Origin of the sequence: Streptacidiphilus sp. EB103A (assembly GCF_041261405.1) — a bacterium.
GTDB lineage: Bacteria > Actinomycetota > Actinomycetes > Streptomycetales > Streptomycetaceae > Streptacidiphilus.
Genome location: NZ_JBGCAQ010000006.1, coordinates 87,253 through 101,814, shown reverse-complemented (window position 1 = coordinate 101,814; position 14,562 = coordinate 87,253). Strand labels below are relative to the sequence as shown.

Here is a 14,562-nt window from a genome sequence, read left to right as displayed (position 1 = left end):
CGTACCTCCTAGGAACCGATCTTCGGGGAGCCGACCGGCGGCGGGGTGGGCAGGACCAGCTTGTCGATCATCGCCAGCTGTTCCGCGGTGAGCGGCGGGAGTTCCAGGAGCATCGCGCGGGCCTCGTCCTGGGTGATGATGCGGGCGGCGACCATCATGTGGATGGCCTGGTAGCGGGTCAGGGTGTCGGCCCGCAGCAGCTTCGTGGTGTCCAGGGCGACGTACTGGCCGCGCGGGGTCAGCGCTCCCAGCCAGCGCTCCCAGCGCGAGATCCAGCCCGCCAGGCCGTACTTCTCGAAGTCGATCGAGCGGCCCTCGATGTTGGCGTAGGTGATGGCCGAGCCCTCGGAGGCCTCGCCGACCAGCTCGGGGGGCACGCCGAAGAACCCGCAGATCTGCGCGCCGGTGTACTTCTGGGTGGCCAGGAACTGCGACTCCTCCGGCGAGATCTTGATCTCCGTGTAGTCCCAGCCGCCGCCCATCACCACCACCTCGCGCGACCTGGTCGCGGCCAGGAAACGGTTCTTGATCGTCGTGGCGTCGCCCTGGTCGACCAGCTTCTTGGTGTTCGCATTGGTGATGACGCCCGTGGGATGGCCCCCGGCATCAAACCAGTCGGTGGCGAACCGCTGGGCAGCCGAACTCTGACGGACCATCGACATGGCGTAGCTGATCGGCGACAGGCCCTTGTGCGCGCCGGGCATCCGGTAGGCCATCTGGTGCCAGACCGCGTGCGGCTCGATCGTGCGGTTCCCGTACTTGTACTTCACCCGGCCCTTGTCGTCGACCTTCACGTCGCAGCGGTCGGGGTGCTGCAGCTCGATCTGTGCGGGGAAGCCGGTGGAGTCGACCTCGAGGATCTCGCCGTAGATGTTCCCGCGCAGCAGCGCCGAGGTGGTGCCCATGTAGACGTAGTCGCAGATGTCGGCGCTGGCCATCGGCTTGGTCAGGATCCCGGGCGCGGGCAGGCGCACCGAGCCGGGCACCGCGCGCTCGCCGCGGTAGACCATGGGCGTCATGCCGCCGAGCACGTCGGAGACCAGGCGCACGCACTTCCACACCACCGCGTGCCGCATGGCGCCCTCGACGCTGCCGGCGGCGTAGTCCTCGGCGGCCTGGATGTGCGCGCCGATCGGCGGGGCGATGAACGTCAACGAGCGGCGCTCGCGCGCACCGTTCGGCGGCCGCCGGAACCAGACGGCCATCAGGCGCCGCCGCGGTGACGGGGGATCAGGGCGTCGGCGGCGAGCAGGAAGCCGCCGCCGATGATGACACCGACGGGCAGGTAGATCATGGCCGCTCCCCAGGTGATCAGGCCGGCTCCGGCCCAGCCGGGCAGGTAGCGGGCCGCTGACCTGCTGATGCGCAAAGTATGGCCCGCTGCGGCCGCCAGCGCTCCGAGGAACGCACGCCATTTGGTTCTGATCACCAGATCGACTCCGTTGCGCTCGCATCGTTCTGGCCGGAGAGCTCGGCCAGCGTCCACACGCCCATGCTCATCGACACGGCGGCGTCGATGTGTTTCTTGCTGCGGCCCTTGGACAGCGTGAATCCGCGCTCCGAGGGCCGCTTGACCGCGGCTTTGACCTGGGCGCCGAGGTCGGGGTCGCCGTCGTGGACGATGCCGCCGGACAGGATCAGGTCGTAGGTCAGGCCGACGGCCGGGGCCATGCGCTCAGGGGACTGCGGCATCTCGATGACCTGGTAGCCCTTCTCTTCCAGCTCCAGGGCGGGCAGTTGGAAGAACCTGGGGTCATAGACCAGGCCCTCGAAGCTGGTCCCCAGTTCGCCGGCGCGGGTGGCGATCCACTCGAAGACCTCGATGTGGTTGATGTTGCCGTCGCTCGGATACCAGATCTTGGCGGTGACCGCGAAGCGTCCGTCTGGCAGGGCCCGGGCCTCGGTGACGGCCACCGAGTCGTGCTTCAGGGCCATGTCCACGGCCAGGACGGCGGGTTCGGTGCCGGTCAGGGTCCAGGTGCCGCGGCAGGCGTCCCAGGCGCCCGGGTGGTCCGACAGCCAGCTTTCGTCGGCGACGTCGACCCACTCGTTGGCGAAGTACCGGCGCCAGTCCGAGTGGCGGGTCTCCTCCTTGTCCCAGTCCCTCACCCGCTTGGCCACCGACCAGATCACGTCGGCGGCACCGGAGGCGTCCCGGCAGGCGATGGCGCGGTCCTCGGGGCGGGTGTAGTCCAGGCCCGGGCGGGCCTCGCGCCAGTCGAACAGGAACTTCGTGGGCTCCTGCTGGTGCCGTTCGCGCAGGCCGCGCTTGTACTTCTTGCCCAGGTAGGAGTGATCGAGGTCATCGCCGGCCGTGGACAGGCTGATGACGCGTCCGGGACCGCGCCGAACCTCGCGGATTTCCCCGGATTCCAGGGGGATTCGGTAGGTAAGCGTGCGCTTGGACGTCGATTTGGTCAGGACGTCGTGGAAGCGGGCCTTGGGGCTGCCGGTGTCGCCGAACTCGTGCAGCTCGTCGCCCAGGAACAGGGTGGGCTGGCCGCCCTGGTTGGTGCCGGCGGCGGTCGCGGTGCGGAACAGGCGGCCCGGGCGCCCGTCGCGCAGCGTGGTCTCCTCGTCGTAGACCTCGAAGAACCCGCACAGCGGCGCCTCCTCGACGTCCTGGTCCCGGCCGCCCATCATCGTGGCGGCCGCCGAGTACAGGATGTTCGCCTGGTCCATGGCGGCCGCGGCGATGACCACGTTGGGGCTGACCGGGGCCAGCTGCGGCGGGCCGCCGAACTCCAGCACGCCCAGGGCGGCGATCAGCGCCGTCTTGCCGTCCCCGCGGGCCGCGCCGCGAAGCGCCTCCTCGTAGCGCCAGATGTCGCAGCTGGGGCAGTACTCGTACCAGCGCCAGATGAAGGCCTTCTGGTCCTGACGCAGCAGGAACGGCTTCCCGAAGCTGTCGCCCTCGGCCAGGATCAGGTTCTCCTGGATCCAGCGCACGCCCAGGGCGCCGTAGGTGGGCCACAGTTGGCCCGGTGCCGGGGCCCAACCGCACTCGACGCACCGGTCAGCGGTCGAGACGTCCGATGCGGGGGTCGTCCTCCTCGCCACGGGTCACCTCCAGCATCGCGTAGGAGGCGTTCATGCCGGCCAGGGTCTTCTTCTCGACCAGCAGCGCGATGCCCAGCGAGGCGCGGTGGGCCGGGCCGATGCCCAGCTGCCGCTCGCAGGCGATGACCACTTTCAGCGCGAGCTCGGCCGCCTTGTAGAGCGGGTTGAGGACGTCCTGCCCGGTGGAGCCGACCGTCAGCGGTGACCGGTCGGCCTGGCGGGACAGGATCAGGTAGCGGTTCAGCGATTCGAGCCAGCGCAGCACCAGGACGTCGTCGGCCGGGGTCAGGGCCTGGGTGACCGAGTCCTGCCAGTAGCGCTCCCAGGCCTGGACCGCGTCGGTGCACCACTCGACGCCCTCGGGAGGCGCGGGCAGGTCCAGGCGCGCGCCGGCGACGGCCACCAGCTCGGCCTTGCGGCCGTTGCGCTTGTCGATGGCAGCGCCGGCGGGCTTCTTGGTCCGGGGCACCGGGTCCTCCTCCCGAACGAGGGTGCGGAAAAAATCGGATCGCTTGGTACCACGCAAAAAGGGGGCCAAGGGCGCGGGGTCAGGAAGATGATCTTGCTAAAAAGATCAACTCGCCCAATTCGGGCATCAGCGGCGCCGCTTGCGGCGCTTCGGCCGCCGCACCCGGGCCGGGACCAGCTCCACGGCCACGTAGCCGGCGGTCAGGTCGATGAGCCACCCGCTAGCGAAGACCGGGCTGCCGTCGTACAGGCGGTGCACGTGGCTGTCCTGGATTGCGCACGACTCCGATCCCGGGCAGGCGCTGAGACCGATCTCGGTGAGTGCTGGTGTGGTGGCCTGCTCGGTCACGGCCTGGTCCTACTCGGCGGGGGTGATGTCGAGGTAGTAGTCCGCGCCGGGGGTGAAGGTGACGGCCGGGTTGTCGACGGTCAGGGTGAGCTGGCCGCTGGGGGTGTACCGGGTGAAGCGCTCGTTCTCCGGCGTGCTGGCGTCGGCCACGGCGGAGAAGGCGATGTTGGCGGGCAGCGCTGTGCCGAACGACTGGACGCTCTGGCAGCGGAACTTGGCACGGACGGCCATGGTCATGTCCTTTTCTGCTGGGCACCGCGCCTGCTGTTGCAGGAACGGTGAGCCGGGCGCAGCGGTGAATCGCTGCCGCCTTGGGCTCGGGGTGTCTGGTGGTCGGCGGTGATGGGATCCGAATCGGTGCCGGGTTTGCCGCACATCCAGCAGGCGGCGGCGGGGTCGATCTCCTGGCGTACTCGTTGCTGGTGTGCCCAGCCGAGGCCGCGGCTGGTGGTGTTGGGCTTGGGTCGGCGGTTCATCCGTGCGGTGATGTCGGCGCCGCAGGGTGGGCAGTAGCTCTGTCCGCCGGTGGTGGCGAACAGGGTCTTGCACTTGAGGCAGAACCGCTTCGGCATCGCCGCCCCCTTGCTGGGTGACCGTTTGATCGTAATCACTGAGCGTCGTGTTGATCAGGCCGAATGCACTCGGATCCGTGCGGGCGGTCGAACCCGCGAATCGAATGCTTGTGCGAAGTCCGTGCGGGTTCTACCGTCGAGGTGCGGCCCGCTTGCTGGCCTGGCGGCGGCGGGCGCGGAACGGTGGGGTCGGCCCGACATGCGGGGCCGGCCCCACCGACGTCAGGCGGCGTCGAGGCGGGTGCGTGCCACTTCGGCGTAGCGGTCGGTCAGTTCCATGCCGATGAACTGGCGGCCGGCCCGGAGGGCGGCGACGCCGGTTGCTCCGGATCCGGCGAACGGGTCGAGGACGGTTCCGCCGGGGACGCAGATGCGGACCAGTTCGGCCATGAGCTCGTCGGGCTTCTGGGTGATGTGGTGGCGCTTGTTGCCGCGGGGCTGGGATGCGGTGAACAGGCCCGGCAGGTAGATGGGGTTGGCGGCGGCGTCGACGGGGCCGTTGGTGGCCCACAGGATGTATTCGCAACTGCGGCGAAATCCGCCCTTGGACGGGCGGGCGATCGGCTTGTTCCACGGGACGATGCCGCGCCAGACCCAGCCGGCCGCCTGCAGCGCGTCGCTGTTGACGGGCAGTTGGCGCCAGTCGGTGAACAGGAGCAGCGGTCCGCCGGTGGCGGTGGCGCGCAGGCACTGGGTGAGGACCAGGGTCATCCAGGCGAGGTAGCCGCGTTGGTCGCGGGATTCGCCGGCGAAGTCGGGCAGTTGGTGCTTGGCGTCGCCGGAGACGTACTTGTCGCGGGCGGAGCCGGTGCGGTCGTTGGCGGTGCGGCCGCCGGAGTTGTACGGGGGGTCGGTGATGGTGGCGTTCACGGAGCCGGTGGGCAGCTGGGTGAGCGCGGTGAGGGCGTCGGCGGTGTGGAGGGTCCAGGTTGGCATGGAGACGTCCCCCGAGGATTGGATGGCTGATCTTCCAAGGGTCTCTCGCCGTTGATCGCTTCGCTAGCTCGTCTGTTCGATTCATGGTCGAGGCCGGCCAGTTGGTGTCTGGCCGGCCTCGGGGTCAGCAGGGGTAGCAGGCGTGCGACTTGTCGGTGTCGTACCAGAAGCCGCAGCCGGGGCAGATGGCGTACAGGCGCAGGGCCGCGGCGAGGCGCAGCAGGGTGGACATGGTTGGCTCCTACAGGTGGTCTACGTGGGGTTCAACAGGGCTGCTACACGGGGCCTACGGGGGTAGCCGCAGGTGCTACGACCTGCGGCTACACCCGTGGCTACAGGTCGGGGTCGAGGCCTGGCGGGGGGAGTGGTGTGTCGTCCTCGGAGAGGGCCTGCAGGGCGGTGTGGGCGTCGTCGCGGTGGACGCCGGCGATGCCGGTGCGGTCGCCGACCCTGAGCTTGCGTCGGATGGGGCAGCCGGCGGCGTCCAGGACCAGGCGCAGATCGTCGCGGGTCATGGCGGCCCACTGGGGGACTTCGCGGAGTTGTGCGAGCAGGGTGTCGAGGTGGATGCCGGGGGCGTTGTCGATGAGGTCGACGACCAGCTGCAGCACGATTTCCTCGGGCGTGCGCTCGGCCTGTTCCTCGGCCTGGTCCTCGATGGCGGGCTCGGTCTGGTCAGCGGTGAGGTAGGCGGTGAGGATCGCGGCGGCGAGGGCTGCGGCCCAGATCCAGTGCCACTGGTTGCCCAGTCGCCACAGCGACCAGCCGCCGCCGCCGAGCGCGGCCAGGCGGCGGATGGTGGCGCGGCCGGCCTTGGCTTCCCAGGGCCAGTGCCAGGCCCGGGCGCCGAGTTGGAAGACGCCGTTGAAGGCCCTGGCGAAGTGCGCTTCGGCGCCCTTGAGCTGGTCTTTGATCTGGTCGCTGGTCATGCGCTGCCCACCAGCCATCCTCCGAAGGTGTTGACGATCGGGCTGATGATGACGCCCGTGATGCCGGCGATTCCGGCGGTGGGGCCCAGGGTGACGCCGCCGACCAGGCCCATGAGCATCTGCAGCTTCACGCCGCGGCTGGAGCCCCAGAACCACAGGCCCAGGCCGAGCAGCATGATGATGAGCATCACGGAGCCGCCGGGGGTGAGCTGGGCGATGCCGATGCGGTTCACGCCGGGCCCGGTTGCTCCGGCCAGGGAGCTGAGGAGCTTGTTCCCGAGGGTGTTGCTGCCGGCGGAGATGGCGTAGGCGGTTTTGCCCATGAGGCCGCCGGTGGCGAGGCTGGTGAGCACGCCCTCGACGAACGTCCAGGCGAACGGGCCGAGATAGGCGAAGTTGCGGCCCTTCCCGCCGGTCTTCTGGCCGTCCTTGGGGGCTTTGCGGCCGAAGCGGCGATACCAGGGGACTAGAACTGAGGCGACGGCGAGCAGGCCGATCAGCGCGCCGCCGGCGGTGAGGTGGTGGGTCGTCACTGGCCTGCTCCGTCCGCCAGGAGGCGCTGCAGGCGCTGGGCGCGCGCTTGGCCGATGCCGAGCTCGCTGCGGATCGCCCGGATCGCCGGAACGCGTCCCTGGCCGAGCAGCTCGGCGAAGCTGGCACGCAGCTGCTCGGCGAGGACCTCGTCAGAGGTCGCCGCGGCCGGATCGGGGTCGGGATCGGGCTCTATCGGGTCGTCCTCGGGTACGTAGGGCAGCGTGGCGTGTACCCGGGTACGCGCGGCGGGTACAGCGCCGTTCGCGGGGCGCAGGTTGCCGGCGAGCAGGTCGATGGCGGTGGGAAGTCCGCCCTGGTCGGCGGGCGGGTACGCGCCGGGTACAGGGGCGGGTACAGCGGCGCCGTTGGCGCCGGTGCGGGCGTGCCTGGGTCCGGCGGCGGGCTGCAGCGGGTACAGGCCTTGCCAGGGCTGCCAGTTGGTCAGCGGCGCGGTGTACCCGGGCCCGGGCAGGGCGGGTACGGCGTCGGGTGCGGTGAGGTAGGCGTGCAGCTGTCGCATGAGCGCGCCGAACGCGAGCAAGGCGGCGCTGGGCGGGATCGCGGAGACGACGTAGTCCAGCCGGGGCAGATGCGCTCCGGTCCCGACGACGTTCAGCACGATGGAGCCGAGCGATCCGACGGCGGTCAGCGCGATGGCCACCGGGTCCACGCGGTGGGCCAGGGAGGCGCGCAGGACCAGGATCTCGCCCACGATGATGAAACCGTCGACTGTGGCCGGCCAGACCCAGGCGCGGGCCTGGTCGTGCAGGCCGTGTTGCGCGGCGGTGTCGTGGAGGTGCTCGTAGCTGAGCCAGAATGCCGCGGCGGTCAGGGCGATGGTGACGGCGGCCGCGGCGATGGCCAGGACGGTCTGGGCGTCGGTGCGACGGGTCATCAGAACCTCGCCGTGACGTAGACGCGGACCTTGCCGGACAGTCCGCGGCAGGGGCGTTCGGGGCTGATGTCGTCCAGGGCGGAGAAGGCCTGGCGCAGGCGCAGGATCGCGAGTTGGACGTTGGCCGGGGTGTCGATCAGGCGGATCTTCACCCCGCCCTGGTCAGGCCCGGGGTCGGCGATAACATGCTGCTGGATCATGGAGTCTTGTCTCCTGGTCAAGGGCCGGGCCGGGGCTGTGATCCCCGGTTCCGGCCCGCTTGGTGTACGGGCTGAGGGTTGGTCAGGTGGCGCTGCGCTCGCCGGGCGTGCTGACGCTGACCCTGGCGATGGCGCGCAGGTGGTTGATGGCCTGGTTGACCATGCCGGCGGTCAGGTAGGTCCCGGGCGCGTCGTGTCCGGGCAGGCGTGCGGCGCGGACGGCGGCGATCTGCTGTGCCGTCGGTGCGAATCCCTCGACGGCATACGGGACCGTGTCCCAGTCCGGCAGCGGGACCTGGCCGGCGGCCTGGCGGCGGTCGATGGCCTCGATCCAGGCGACCGCGACGGCGGCGACCTGGACCAGCTCGACCCGCAGCGCGGTGGGGTCGGACTCGGCCAAGACCTCGGCAACCTCTTCGCCGAGGACGTTCGCCCAGACCTGGCGTCCTTCGGCGGCAGCCCGTTCGACTCCGGCACGGATGTTGTCCATGTTGAAGATCTGGGTGAGGCTGCCGGTGCCGTCGGGGTGGTTCTGTTCGCCGAAGGTCTGGTCCTGGCGGGCGCGTTCGGCGGCGATCTCGGCCAGCACCGTGTGCTGCGGGGCGGCCTGGGCGAGGACCTGGTCGCTGTAGGCGGTCAGCAGGTTGTCGGTGGTCTGGGCGGTGAAACTCTTGTGCAGGATGCCGGCCAGGAACCGGCGCGGATCACGGGTGCTCATCTTCGGGTTACTCCGTGGTAGTCGGGTGGTTGGTGCGTTCGGCTGCGGCGCTGGCCTGGCAGATGCCGATGAGCTCCCAGGTGATGGCCGCGTAGCTCATGGCGGCGACATCGTCAGCGATGCCGGCGCGCGTCTGAGCACGGATGCGGGCGCGGACCTCGCGGAGATCGGCGCGGGCTTGTGCCCGCCGGTGGTGGCGGCCGAGCCAGGCGAACAGGGCGGCCATGGCCAGGACGGCGGCGGGCACGGTGTACGCGATCATCGGCCGTCCTTGCGGGTGAGTCGGTGGCGGGCCAGGGAAGTGACGCCGGGCGGCAGTTCAGGGGGCGGCTGCAGCGGCAGGGCCTCCTGCAGCGGCGTCGGCCGGGCCTGGGCGGGTGGGGCTGGGCGTGGTGGCGGGATCGGCAGGGGTGGGCGTCCGCAGGTGGCGGCGTGGGGCATGAACCGCCGCTCCATCGGCGTCCGGGGCCGCTCTGTGGTTGGGACCCGGGCCCACCAGCCCGGGCCCATGCCGAGCCTGGCGGCGACGTTGCCGGCCTCGTCCGGCTCGGGGTTCAGGGCCTGCTGCTTGCCGGCCTCGGTGGTGGCCCAGCGCACCGGGGCGTCGCAGTTGTGGCAGGTGCCCAGGCCGTAGGGCGAGATGGTGCCCATCGGTTCCTCCTCTCAGGCGGTTTCGGTGGTCGGTTCGCGGCAGGTGCGGCACAGCCCGCTGCCGTCGTCGGCGAACGGGCGCTCGCAGCCCGGGCAGACGGGTCGGCGCCGTGGTGTTGGCACCGTTCGCGGGATGCCGGCGGGCGGTTGCTCGTGTGCCCAGACCGGGAGGTTGCTGAGGCCGCCGGCCAGGCCCAGGAGCAGGGCGGGCTGGCCGGTGTCGGTGGGGCGCTCGCGCTCGGCCCATTCCTGCCACCGGGTTCCCCAGGCGTCGGAGGGCAGCGCGCGGCGGTCGCTCATCTGGCGTCGGACGAACTTGCGGGTGACCTCGGCGAGCTGGGCGCCGGTCAGGGTGGGCTGGAACGCCGTGGTGCGGGCCGCCTGGGCGGTGCGCACGTCGTGGATGGTGGGCTGCCAGTCGGAGGGGATCAGAGCGAGAGCCACCGGCGGTGCGGCCGCACGTGGCGCGGGCTTCGGACGCCCGCCACCCTCTCTCTCTGCGTTCCCTCTGCGTTCTACTGCGTTAACTGCGTTATGGGGTGCAGATTCTGCACCCCCCCGGTGCAATATCTGCACCCCCACCGGTGCAGATTCTGCACCCCCCGGGGTGCAGTTTTCGCACCGGTGCAGATCCTGCACCGGTGCAGAATCTGCACCCCCTGGCTCCTCACCGCGGCGGTGCCGGGAGGCGGCCGGCATCCTGTAGAACGTCTCCCCGTGCGGGCCTACCCGCCCCTCGACGATCTCGATCTCGCCCTCTTGGATCAGCCAGTCGACGCCGTCGATGACCGACCTGCGCGAGGCGTTGGTCATCTCGATGAGCATCGACGTCCCGGCGTAACAGGAGGCGTCCGGACCGTTCGCCTTGTCGGCGATGGCCAGCGCCACCAGGCGGGCGTTGCCCTTCGACCTGGAGCGCCGCCAGACCCAGTCCTGGGCGTCGAGACTCACGTACCTGTTCCCCTAGGCTGATCCTCCGCGGCGAGCGCGGGAGCGGTTGAGTGGACGTTCCCCGCCACCCGGCGTCGGGCGCCCGCACCAGCGGCAGCCCGACCCGCACCGCGGCGAATCCCTCCCAGTGCCCTGGAGACCCGAGATGACCGACGACGTGACCCGGACCTACGTGCGCGACGCCCTCGAAGCCCTGCAGAAGACCACGACCGACCGCGCGGACTACCTGCGCCGTATCGAGGCCGAGGGCCATCGGATCATCAACATCGACGCGAGCGGCGACCCGGAGCAGCTGTGCCCGTGGCAGATCACCGACTGGCGCACCGGTGAGGTCCTGGCCTCCGGCGACAGCAGCACGATCGACTGGGAGGCCGCGCTCAAGTCCCTTGACCCTGACGGGATCTGGCGCTCGTTGGACGACATTAGCGACTCCATGTACGAGGACGTCGAGGCCCAGTACGCCGTCAACCCGCAGATCCCGTACAGCCTTTCCGAGGTCCTTGACGAGTGGGTCAGGGCCGGCGGCACGGACGAAGAAGTCGCCCAGTGGAGCGGCTGGAGCGTCGAGGCGGTCCAGCGGGCCCGCCTCGACGAACGCCACACACCCCAGGACTGACATCAGGACACGACCCGGGTGGGACCGTTGTGGACCACGACGCCGTCGCGCACGACGGTGAGCCGGTAGCTGCCGGCCTCCATCCACATCTCCATCAGCGGGTCGGGGTCCATCGACACCGCGTAGCAGCCCGCGAACGGACTGTCCGGGTAGCTGGAGTGGAGCAGGCTCATGTCCATGAAGTCCGCGGAGGTCTCCGCGGTCTGGGTGACGGCGTAGGTCTCGCCGTGTGCGGTCAGGCCCAGCGAGCCCTCGTAGGCGAGGTGGATCAGGTCGCCGGGGCGCGGCGGGTACCAGGCCTGGTTGGCCAGGTCGTCGGCGCCGGCCATCAGCGCGCCGATCTCACCGCCCAGGTCCCGGGCGGACTTGGCGGCCGCGGCCTGCTCCACCGGACTGGACGGTGCCAGATCCGGTCCGGCCTGTCCGTACAGCGCGGTGAAGACGCGCTCGGCGACGGCGGTGGACGGGCCTTCCCAGGTGTGGAAGCTCTGGACGCCGTCCGGGTGCTCGTGCAGGGTTTCGGTGACCTTCACCTTCAGGTTCGCCGACACCGCGCCGGGGATCAGCCCGTCCAGGGCGCGGCGGATGGTGTCGAGGTGCGCCTGGTGGCGCTCGGCGCTGTAGTTGCTCATCGTCGTGACTTCCTCTGTCTCGTCGGGGGTTGAGGCGGCGGCTGGGTGCCTTCGCCGTCGGGTGCGGCCTCTTCGCAGACCTTGTGTGCGGGTCGGCCGTCAGAAGTGCGCAGGTGGGTGTAGCCGTGGCAGTGGCGGCAGCGGGCGCGGGTGCTGGACCAGTGCGAGCCGTGGTTCCAGTTCAGGAGCGGGGTCATGCGGTCGGGCGGCGGCGCCGGCGCCGGGGGGCGGTGGCCCGCTTGTAGGCGGTCAGGCCTGCGCGGTAGTCCTTGCAGGCCCCGCAGCGGCAGCCGGGCGGCGCGTCCTTGGTGCCGTGGACGGAGCCCTCGCTGAGGGCCAGGCGCTGGCGCGGGGACGTGTTGGCGAAGATCCCGAAGCGGTCCGTGAGGCAACTGCTGCCCTCGGCCTGCAGCACGGCGGCCAGGCACTCCCGGGCCACCGGACAGAGTCCGCAGATGACCCGGGCGCGGGCCTTGCCGCGCCGGCCCTCGGCGCCGCCGTCGAACCACATCTCCAGGTCGCGGCCTCGACACCCCGCGCGCAGCACCCAGCCCCCGGTCACCCGGTGACCCTGGAGTCCTCCGTGGCGTCCGCCAGCTCCTGCGCCGGTTGCTGCGCGAGCGCGAGCGCCAGGCCGCTGAGGACCCGGTGCCGCATCAGCCGAGACCCCGGGGTGTACGGACGCCGGTCCGCGGCCTCCAGGGTCACCTGTGCCTCGAGCATCTCGGCGGCCTGGGACCAACCGAGCCTGTCCATCAGCTCCGCGGCCTCCAGCAGCGCCTCGGCGCGCTGGACCAGCCGGGCCTGAGTGAGCCGGTCGACCTCAGCAAGAAGGTCCCTAGCCATCCCCGGCCACGACTCGGCCAACACCTCCAGGCTGCTGTACGCCTCGACGCGCCGGCGGATCTCGGCCAGCCGCTCACGGCCCAACGGCAGCTTGATCAGGGAAATCGTGTCGCCCGCCGTTGCGGTGTCGTCCATCGTGCTGCTCCTGCTCGGTGAAGGGGCGCCGGTGTCCTGCCAGACCGTCGGTCTGGTGCACTTCCGGCGCCCGGAGAGTGGCGCTAGGAGGCGTGCTGGGCCTGCAGGTTGGCGATCTGCTCGGCGGTCGCCCACACCCACGAACCCAGCCGCGCCACCCGCTCGACGGGCTGCTCCGACGCGATGGTCGGGACCTGCTGGGTGTCCGCGTCGGATCCGGTCGGGACGGCTGCCAGGGCGGGTTCCGGCACGGGCACCGGTGCCGGATCCACCCACGGCGCGATCGGCTGGCGGTTCGCCAGCTGCAGGCGCAGCTGGGCGACGTCGCCCCGCAGGTGCGCGTTGGCGTACCGCAGGTTGTGGATGCGCTGCAGCGGCCGGGCGATCTCCGCCGGCAGCCCGGTCTTGAGGAAGTCCTCGTGCCAGCGGACCTGTGCGGCCAAGCGCCGGTTCCAGCCGTCCAGGCGCACGTTCTCCTTGCGCGCCGCGGCCAGGGCCTGCTGGGTCTCCGCAAGGTCCTCGCGGAGCTGTCTCAGTTCCTTGTCGCTGATCACCGTGAACACGGGGCTACCTCCGTGAAGGGTCGGGGTGAGGGGTGGTGCAGGCCAGGCACGTCCAGCGGCCATGGCGGTGAAGCGCGGACGGCATGACCCGGGCGCACGGGACGCACAGGCGCAGCCCGATGCCCCAGCCGCGCCACCGGCACAGGAACCGCAGCCCCTTGACGAACCCGAAGACGAACGCGGCGCCGACGAACCCGAAGCCGACGGCCCCGGCCAGCACCAGGACCGCGTCGACGAGGTTCTTCACCACGGCGATCACCGCACGGCCCCGTCGGCGTCCGCGCCCTGCTGCAGCTGGCGCACCCGGGTTTCCAGTTCGGTGATGTAGCTGTTGCGGCACGCCGCGCCGTGGCCGTGCGGCGCCGGCGGAACCACCACCGCCGACGGGTACGGAGCAGCTGCCCGGCGCCGGTCGCGGCGCGCCCGGGCCAGCAAGCCCACCAGGGCGGCGAGCAGCAAGGAGTCGCCGGTGAGGAAGCCGAGGGCCAGGCCCTGCTCGACGGGGCTCACGCCGGTACCCGCTTGGGGCCGTGCTCGGCGATCCAGTGCTGGGCCGACTCCTTGCTCGGGTGCGGCTCGGACTTGATCTCGCCGTCCTGGCGGTAGGTCACGTGCCAGCCGGTGCTGTTGCTGACGATCGCGGCCGCCGTCACCGGAGCAGCCATGGCCGACGGCTCGGCGGTGGGCGACGCCGCCGTCCTGACGTTGTCCAGGACCCACCGGTCGGCGGCGTCCTGGTCGGCCACCACGTAGGAGTACGTCTGGGCACCCTGCTGGTAGGTGATCCGGCGGCGCTTGCGAACCGAGGTGATCACCACGTCGGTGATCGGGACCGACACCGCCGCCCACACCTGCACCTTGATGCCGTCGAGCGCTCCTGCGGCGAAGCAGTGGAGCACATCGGCGTCGCTGTCCTGGGAGAGGGCCTCGGGCCTGACCGACACACCCAGGTACGACGCCCAAGCGGCAATCGCGCTGGCCGCGTCCATGTCCCGTGTGCCGAAGCGGCTGGTTGTCTGGATCCCCACCTGGACGGCGTTGTCGTACAGGTGCTCGATCGCAATCCTCTTGATCGGCCGGTCCTGCTGGTCGGCCAGGAGTCGGCGGGCGAGCGCGAACGCCGCGGCGTGCTCCCGCTCGGCCCGGTCCAGGCCCTCGAGCAGTCCGCTGGTGTGATCGGTGTCGGTCATGCCGTCACCGGGTGCTGTTCGAGCCAGGTGGCGGCGTCGAGGGCGCTGGTGAAGCGGCGCACCTCGCCCGTCGTCCTGTTGACGGCGATCAGCCACTCGTCGGGGCCGGCCTGCTGGATCTGCTCGGCGACCACGGCGACGAACGCGGAGTACTCGCGGATCTCGTCGTCGGTCCAGCTGAGGACGTCCGGGTCGTGGCGGTGGATGAACGCCTGGTACGCGATCACGGAGTCAGGCGGGTCGTGGAGAATGGACACAGCGGTCCCCTTCCAGGTTGCAGAGCTGATGGTCGGGTTGATCGCGCGGGCCGTTCCGGG

The 14,562-nt window shown here is 70.9% G+C and carries 25 protein-coding genes; 1 reads left to right on the top strand and 24 read right to left on the bottom strand.

Annotated features, from left to right (window positions below):
* Positions 1-8 precede the first annotated feature (8 nt).
* From ABH941_RS11520 to ABH941_RS11445, 16 genes are all read right to left on the bottom strand, one after another.
* Positions 9-1,205, bottom strand: coding sequence for a phage portal protein (locus tag ABH941_RS11520; protein ID WP_370128814.1), 1,197 nt, complete (start codon positions 1,203-1,205; stop codon positions 9-11).
* A complete protein-coding gene (locus tag ABH941_RS11515; protein WP_370128812.1) occupies positions 1,205-1,429 on the bottom strand; it encodes a hypothetical protein in 225 nt (74 codons plus the stop codon). Before ABH941_RS11515 ends, ABH941_RS11520 begins: the two co-directional genes overlap by 1 nt.
* Positions 1,426-3,060, bottom strand: coding sequence for a hypothetical protein (locus ABH941_RS11510; protein ID WP_370128811.1), 1,635 nt, complete (start codon positions 3,058-3,060; stop codon positions 1,426-1,428). The genes ABH941_RS11515 and ABH941_RS11510 overlap by 4 nt, the downstream gene beginning before the upstream one ends.
* Positions 3,017-3,529: a P27 family phage terminase small subunit gene (locus ABH941_RS11505; protein WP_370128810.1), complete on the bottom strand. Its 513-nt coding sequence runs from the start codon at positions 3,527-3,529 to the stop codon at positions 3,017-3,019. Before ABH941_RS11505 ends, ABH941_RS11510 begins: the two co-directional genes overlap by 44 nt.
* A gap of 126 nt (positions 3,530-3,655) precedes the next feature.
* Positions 3,656-3,877 (bottom strand): hypothetical protein, encoded by a 222-nt coding sequence (locus ABH941_RS11500; RefSeq protein ID WP_370128809.1) that lies wholly within the window; start codon positions 3,875-3,877, stop codon positions 3,656-3,658.
* A gap of 9 nt (positions 3,878-3,886) precedes the next feature.
* Positions 3,887-4,108, bottom strand: coding sequence for a hypothetical protein (locus ABH941_RS11495; protein WP_370128808.1), 222 nt, complete (start codon positions 4,106-4,108; stop codon positions 3,887-3,889).
* Positions 4,109-4,110: 2 nt separating this feature from the next.
* Positions 4,111-4,449: an HNH endonuclease signature motif containing protein gene (locus ABH941_RS11490; RefSeq protein ID WP_370128807.1), complete on the bottom strand. Its 339-nt coding sequence runs from the start codon at positions 4,447-4,449 to the stop codon at positions 4,111-4,113.
* Positions 4,450-4,671: 222 nt separating this feature from the next.
* Positions 4,672-5,385 (bottom strand): site-specific DNA-methyltransferase, encoded by a 714-nt coding sequence (locus ABH941_RS11485; RefSeq protein ID WP_370128806.1) that lies wholly within the window; start codon positions 5,383-5,385, stop codon positions 4,672-4,674.
* 332 nt (positions 5,386-5,717) lie between these two features.
* Positions 5,718-6,314 carry a hypothetical protein gene (locus ABH941_RS11480; protein WP_370128805.1) on the bottom strand — a complete coding sequence of 199 codons (597 nt, stop codon included), beginning with the start codon at positions 6,312-6,314 and terminating at the stop codon, positions 5,718-5,720.
* Entirely contained in the window at positions 6,311-6,847 is a 537-nt protein-coding gene (locus ABH941_RS11475; protein ID WP_370128804.1) for a hypothetical protein, read from the bottom strand. The genes ABH941_RS11480 and ABH941_RS11475 overlap by 4 nt, the downstream gene beginning before the upstream one ends.
* Positions 6,844-7,743: a DUF2637 domain-containing protein gene (locus ABH941_RS11470; protein WP_370128803.1), complete on the bottom strand. Its 900-nt coding sequence runs from the start codon at positions 7,741-7,743 to the stop codon at positions 6,844-6,846. Before ABH941_RS11470 ends, ABH941_RS11475 begins: the two co-directional genes overlap by 4 nt.
* Positions 7,743-7,943 (bottom strand): hypothetical protein, encoded by a 201-nt coding sequence (locus tag ABH941_RS11465; RefSeq protein ID WP_370128802.1) that lies wholly within the window; start codon positions 7,941-7,943, stop codon positions 7,743-7,745. The genes ABH941_RS11470 and ABH941_RS11465 overlap by 1 nt, the downstream gene beginning before the upstream one ends.
* Positions 7,944-8,025: 82 nt before the next feature.
* The gene (locus ABH941_RS11460) at positions 8,026-8,661 is read right to left on the bottom strand and encodes a hypothetical protein (protein ID WP_370128801.1); all 636 of its coding nucleotides are present in this window, start codon (positions 8,659-8,661) and stop codon (positions 8,026-8,028) included.
* A 7-nt stretch (positions 8,662-8,668) separates the two neighbouring features.
* A complete protein-coding gene (locus tag ABH941_RS11455) occupies positions 8,669-8,923 on the bottom strand; it encodes a hypothetical protein (protein WP_370128799.1) in 255 nt (84 codons plus the stop codon).
* Positions 8,920-9,312, bottom strand: a complete 393-nt coding sequence (locus ABH941_RS11450) for a hypothetical protein (protein WP_370128798.1) — start codon at positions 9,310-9,312, stop codon at positions 8,920-8,922. Before ABH941_RS11450 ends, ABH941_RS11455 begins: the two co-directional genes overlap by 4 nt.
* A gap of 12 nt (positions 9,313-9,324) precedes the next feature.
* Positions 9,325-9,756, bottom strand: a complete 432-nt coding sequence (locus ABH941_RS11445; protein WP_370128797.1) for a hypothetical protein — start codon at positions 9,754-9,756, stop codon at positions 9,325-9,327.
* A gap of 652 nt (positions 9,757-10,408) precedes the next feature.
* Here ABH941_RS11445 and ABH941_RS11440 point away from each other — a divergent pair.
* Entirely contained in the window at positions 10,409-10,879 is a 471-nt protein-coding gene (locus ABH941_RS11440) for a hypothetical protein (protein ID WP_370128796.1), read from the top strand.
* 2 nt (positions 10,880-10,881) lie between these two features.
* Here the strand turns inward: ABH941_RS11440 and ABH941_RS11435 are convergent, their stop codons facing one another.
* The 8 genes from ABH941_RS11435 to ABH941_RS11400 all read right to left on the bottom strand — a co-directional run bounded on the left by ABH941_RS11435 (position 10,882) and on the right by ABH941_RS11400 (position 14,502).
* Complete coding sequence (locus tag ABH941_RS11435; protein ID WP_370128795.1) at positions 10,882-11,511, bottom strand: hypothetical protein; 630 nt, start codon at positions 11,509-11,511, stop codon at positions 10,882-10,884.
* 193 nt (positions 11,512-11,704) lie between these two features.
* Positions 11,705-12,073 carry a WhiB family transcriptional regulator gene (locus ABH941_RS11430; protein WP_370128794.1) on the bottom strand — a complete coding sequence of 123 codons (369 nt, stop codon included), beginning with the start codon at positions 12,071-12,073 and terminating at the stop codon, positions 11,705-11,707.
* The gene (locus ABH941_RS11425) at positions 12,070-12,492 is read right to left on the bottom strand and encodes a hypothetical protein (RefSeq protein WP_370128793.1); all 423 of its coding nucleotides are present in this window, start codon (positions 12,490-12,492) and stop codon (positions 12,070-12,072) included. Before ABH941_RS11425 ends, ABH941_RS11430 begins: the two co-directional genes overlap by 4 nt.
* 83 nt (positions 12,493-12,575) lie before the next feature.
* Positions 12,576-13,055, bottom strand: coding sequence for a hypothetical protein (locus tag ABH941_RS11420; RefSeq protein ID WP_370128792.1), 480 nt, complete (start codon positions 13,053-13,055; stop codon positions 12,576-12,578).
* Between the two features lie 4 nt (positions 13,056-13,059).
* Entirely contained in the window at positions 13,060-13,305 is a 246-nt protein-coding gene (locus ABH941_RS11415; protein ID WP_370128790.1) for a hypothetical protein, read from the bottom strand.
* Between the two features lie 5 nt (positions 13,306-13,310).
* Complete coding sequence (locus tag ABH941_RS11410) at positions 13,311-13,565, bottom strand: hypothetical protein (RefSeq protein ID WP_370128789.1); 255 nt, start codon at positions 13,563-13,565, stop codon at positions 13,311-13,313.
* On the bottom strand, positions 13,562-14,245 hold the full coding sequence (locus tag ABH941_RS11405; protein WP_370128787.1) for a hypothetical protein: 684 nt from the start codon (positions 14,243-14,245) through the stop codon (positions 13,562-13,564). The genes ABH941_RS11410 and ABH941_RS11405 overlap by 4 nt, the downstream gene beginning before the upstream one ends.
* Positions 14,242-14,502 carry a hypothetical protein gene (locus tag ABH941_RS11400; RefSeq protein WP_370128786.1) on the bottom strand — a complete coding sequence of 87 codons (261 nt, stop codon included), beginning with the start codon at positions 14,500-14,502 and terminating at the stop codon, positions 14,242-14,244. The genes ABH941_RS11405 and ABH941_RS11400 overlap by 4 nt, the downstream gene beginning before the upstream one ends.
* Positions 14,503-14,562: the final 60 nt, after the last annotated feature.

What these genes read in the sequence shown, in the direction of transcription:
- ABH941_RS11470 (WP_370128803.1), bottom strand. Translation starts at nt 7,743, where the DNA reads ATGACCCGTCGCACCGACGCCCAGACCGTCCTGGCCATCGCCGCGGCC.
- ABH941_RS11435 (WP_370128795.1), bottom strand. Translation starts at nt 11,511, where the DNA reads ATGAGCAACTACAGCGCCGAGCGCCACCAGGCGCACCTCGACACCATC.
- ABH941_RS11440 (WP_370128796.1), top strand. Translation starts at nt 10,409, where the DNA reads ATGACCGACGACGTGACCCGGACCTACGTGCGCGACGCCCTCGAAGCC.
- ABH941_RS11480 (WP_370128805.1), bottom strand. Translation starts at nt 6,314, where the DNA reads ATGACCAGCGACCAGATCAAAGACCAGCTCAAGGGCGCCGAAGCGCAC.
- ABH941_RS11485 (WP_370128806.1), bottom strand. Translation starts at nt 5,385, where the DNA reads ATGCCAACCTGGACCCTCCACACCGCCGACGCCCTCACCGCGCTCACC.
- ABH941_RS11455 (WP_370128799.1), bottom strand. Translation starts at nt 8,923, where the DNA reads ATGATCGCGTACACCGTGCCCGCCGCCGTCCTGGCCATGGCCGCCCTG.
- ABH941_RS11495 (WP_370128808.1), bottom strand. Translation starts at nt 4,108, where the DNA reads ATGGCCGTCCGTGCCAAGTTCCGCTGCCAGAGCGTCCAGTCGTTCGGC.
- ABH941_RS11465 (WP_370128802.1), bottom strand. Translation starts at nt 7,943, where the DNA reads ATGATCCAGCAGCATGTTATCGCCGACCCCGGGCCTGACCAGGGCGGG.
- ABH941_RS11405 (WP_370128787.1), bottom strand. Translation starts at nt 14,245, where the DNA reads ATGACCGACACCGATCACACCAGCGGACTGCTCGAGGGCCTGGACCGG.
- ABH941_RS11460 (WP_370128801.1), bottom strand. Translation starts at nt 8,661, where the DNA reads ATGAGCACCCGTGATCCGCGCCGGTTCCTGGCCGGCATCCTGCACAAG.
- ABH941_RS11520 (WP_370128814.1), bottom strand. Translation starts at nt 1,205, where the DNA reads ATGGCCGTCTGGTTCCGGCGGCCGCCGAACGGTGCGCGCGAGCGCCGC.
- ABH941_RS11425 (WP_370128793.1), bottom strand. Translation starts at nt 12,492, where the DNA reads ATGGACGACACCGCAACGGCGGGCGACACGATTTCCCTGATCAAGCTG.
- ABH941_RS11450 (WP_370128798.1), bottom strand. Translation starts at nt 9,312, where the DNA reads ATGGGCACCATCTCGCCCTACGGCCTGGGCACCTGCCACAACTGCGAC.
- ABH941_RS11490 (WP_370128807.1), bottom strand. Translation starts at nt 4,449, where the DNA reads ATGCCGAAGCGGTTCTGCCTCAAGTGCAAGACCCTGTTCGCCACCACC.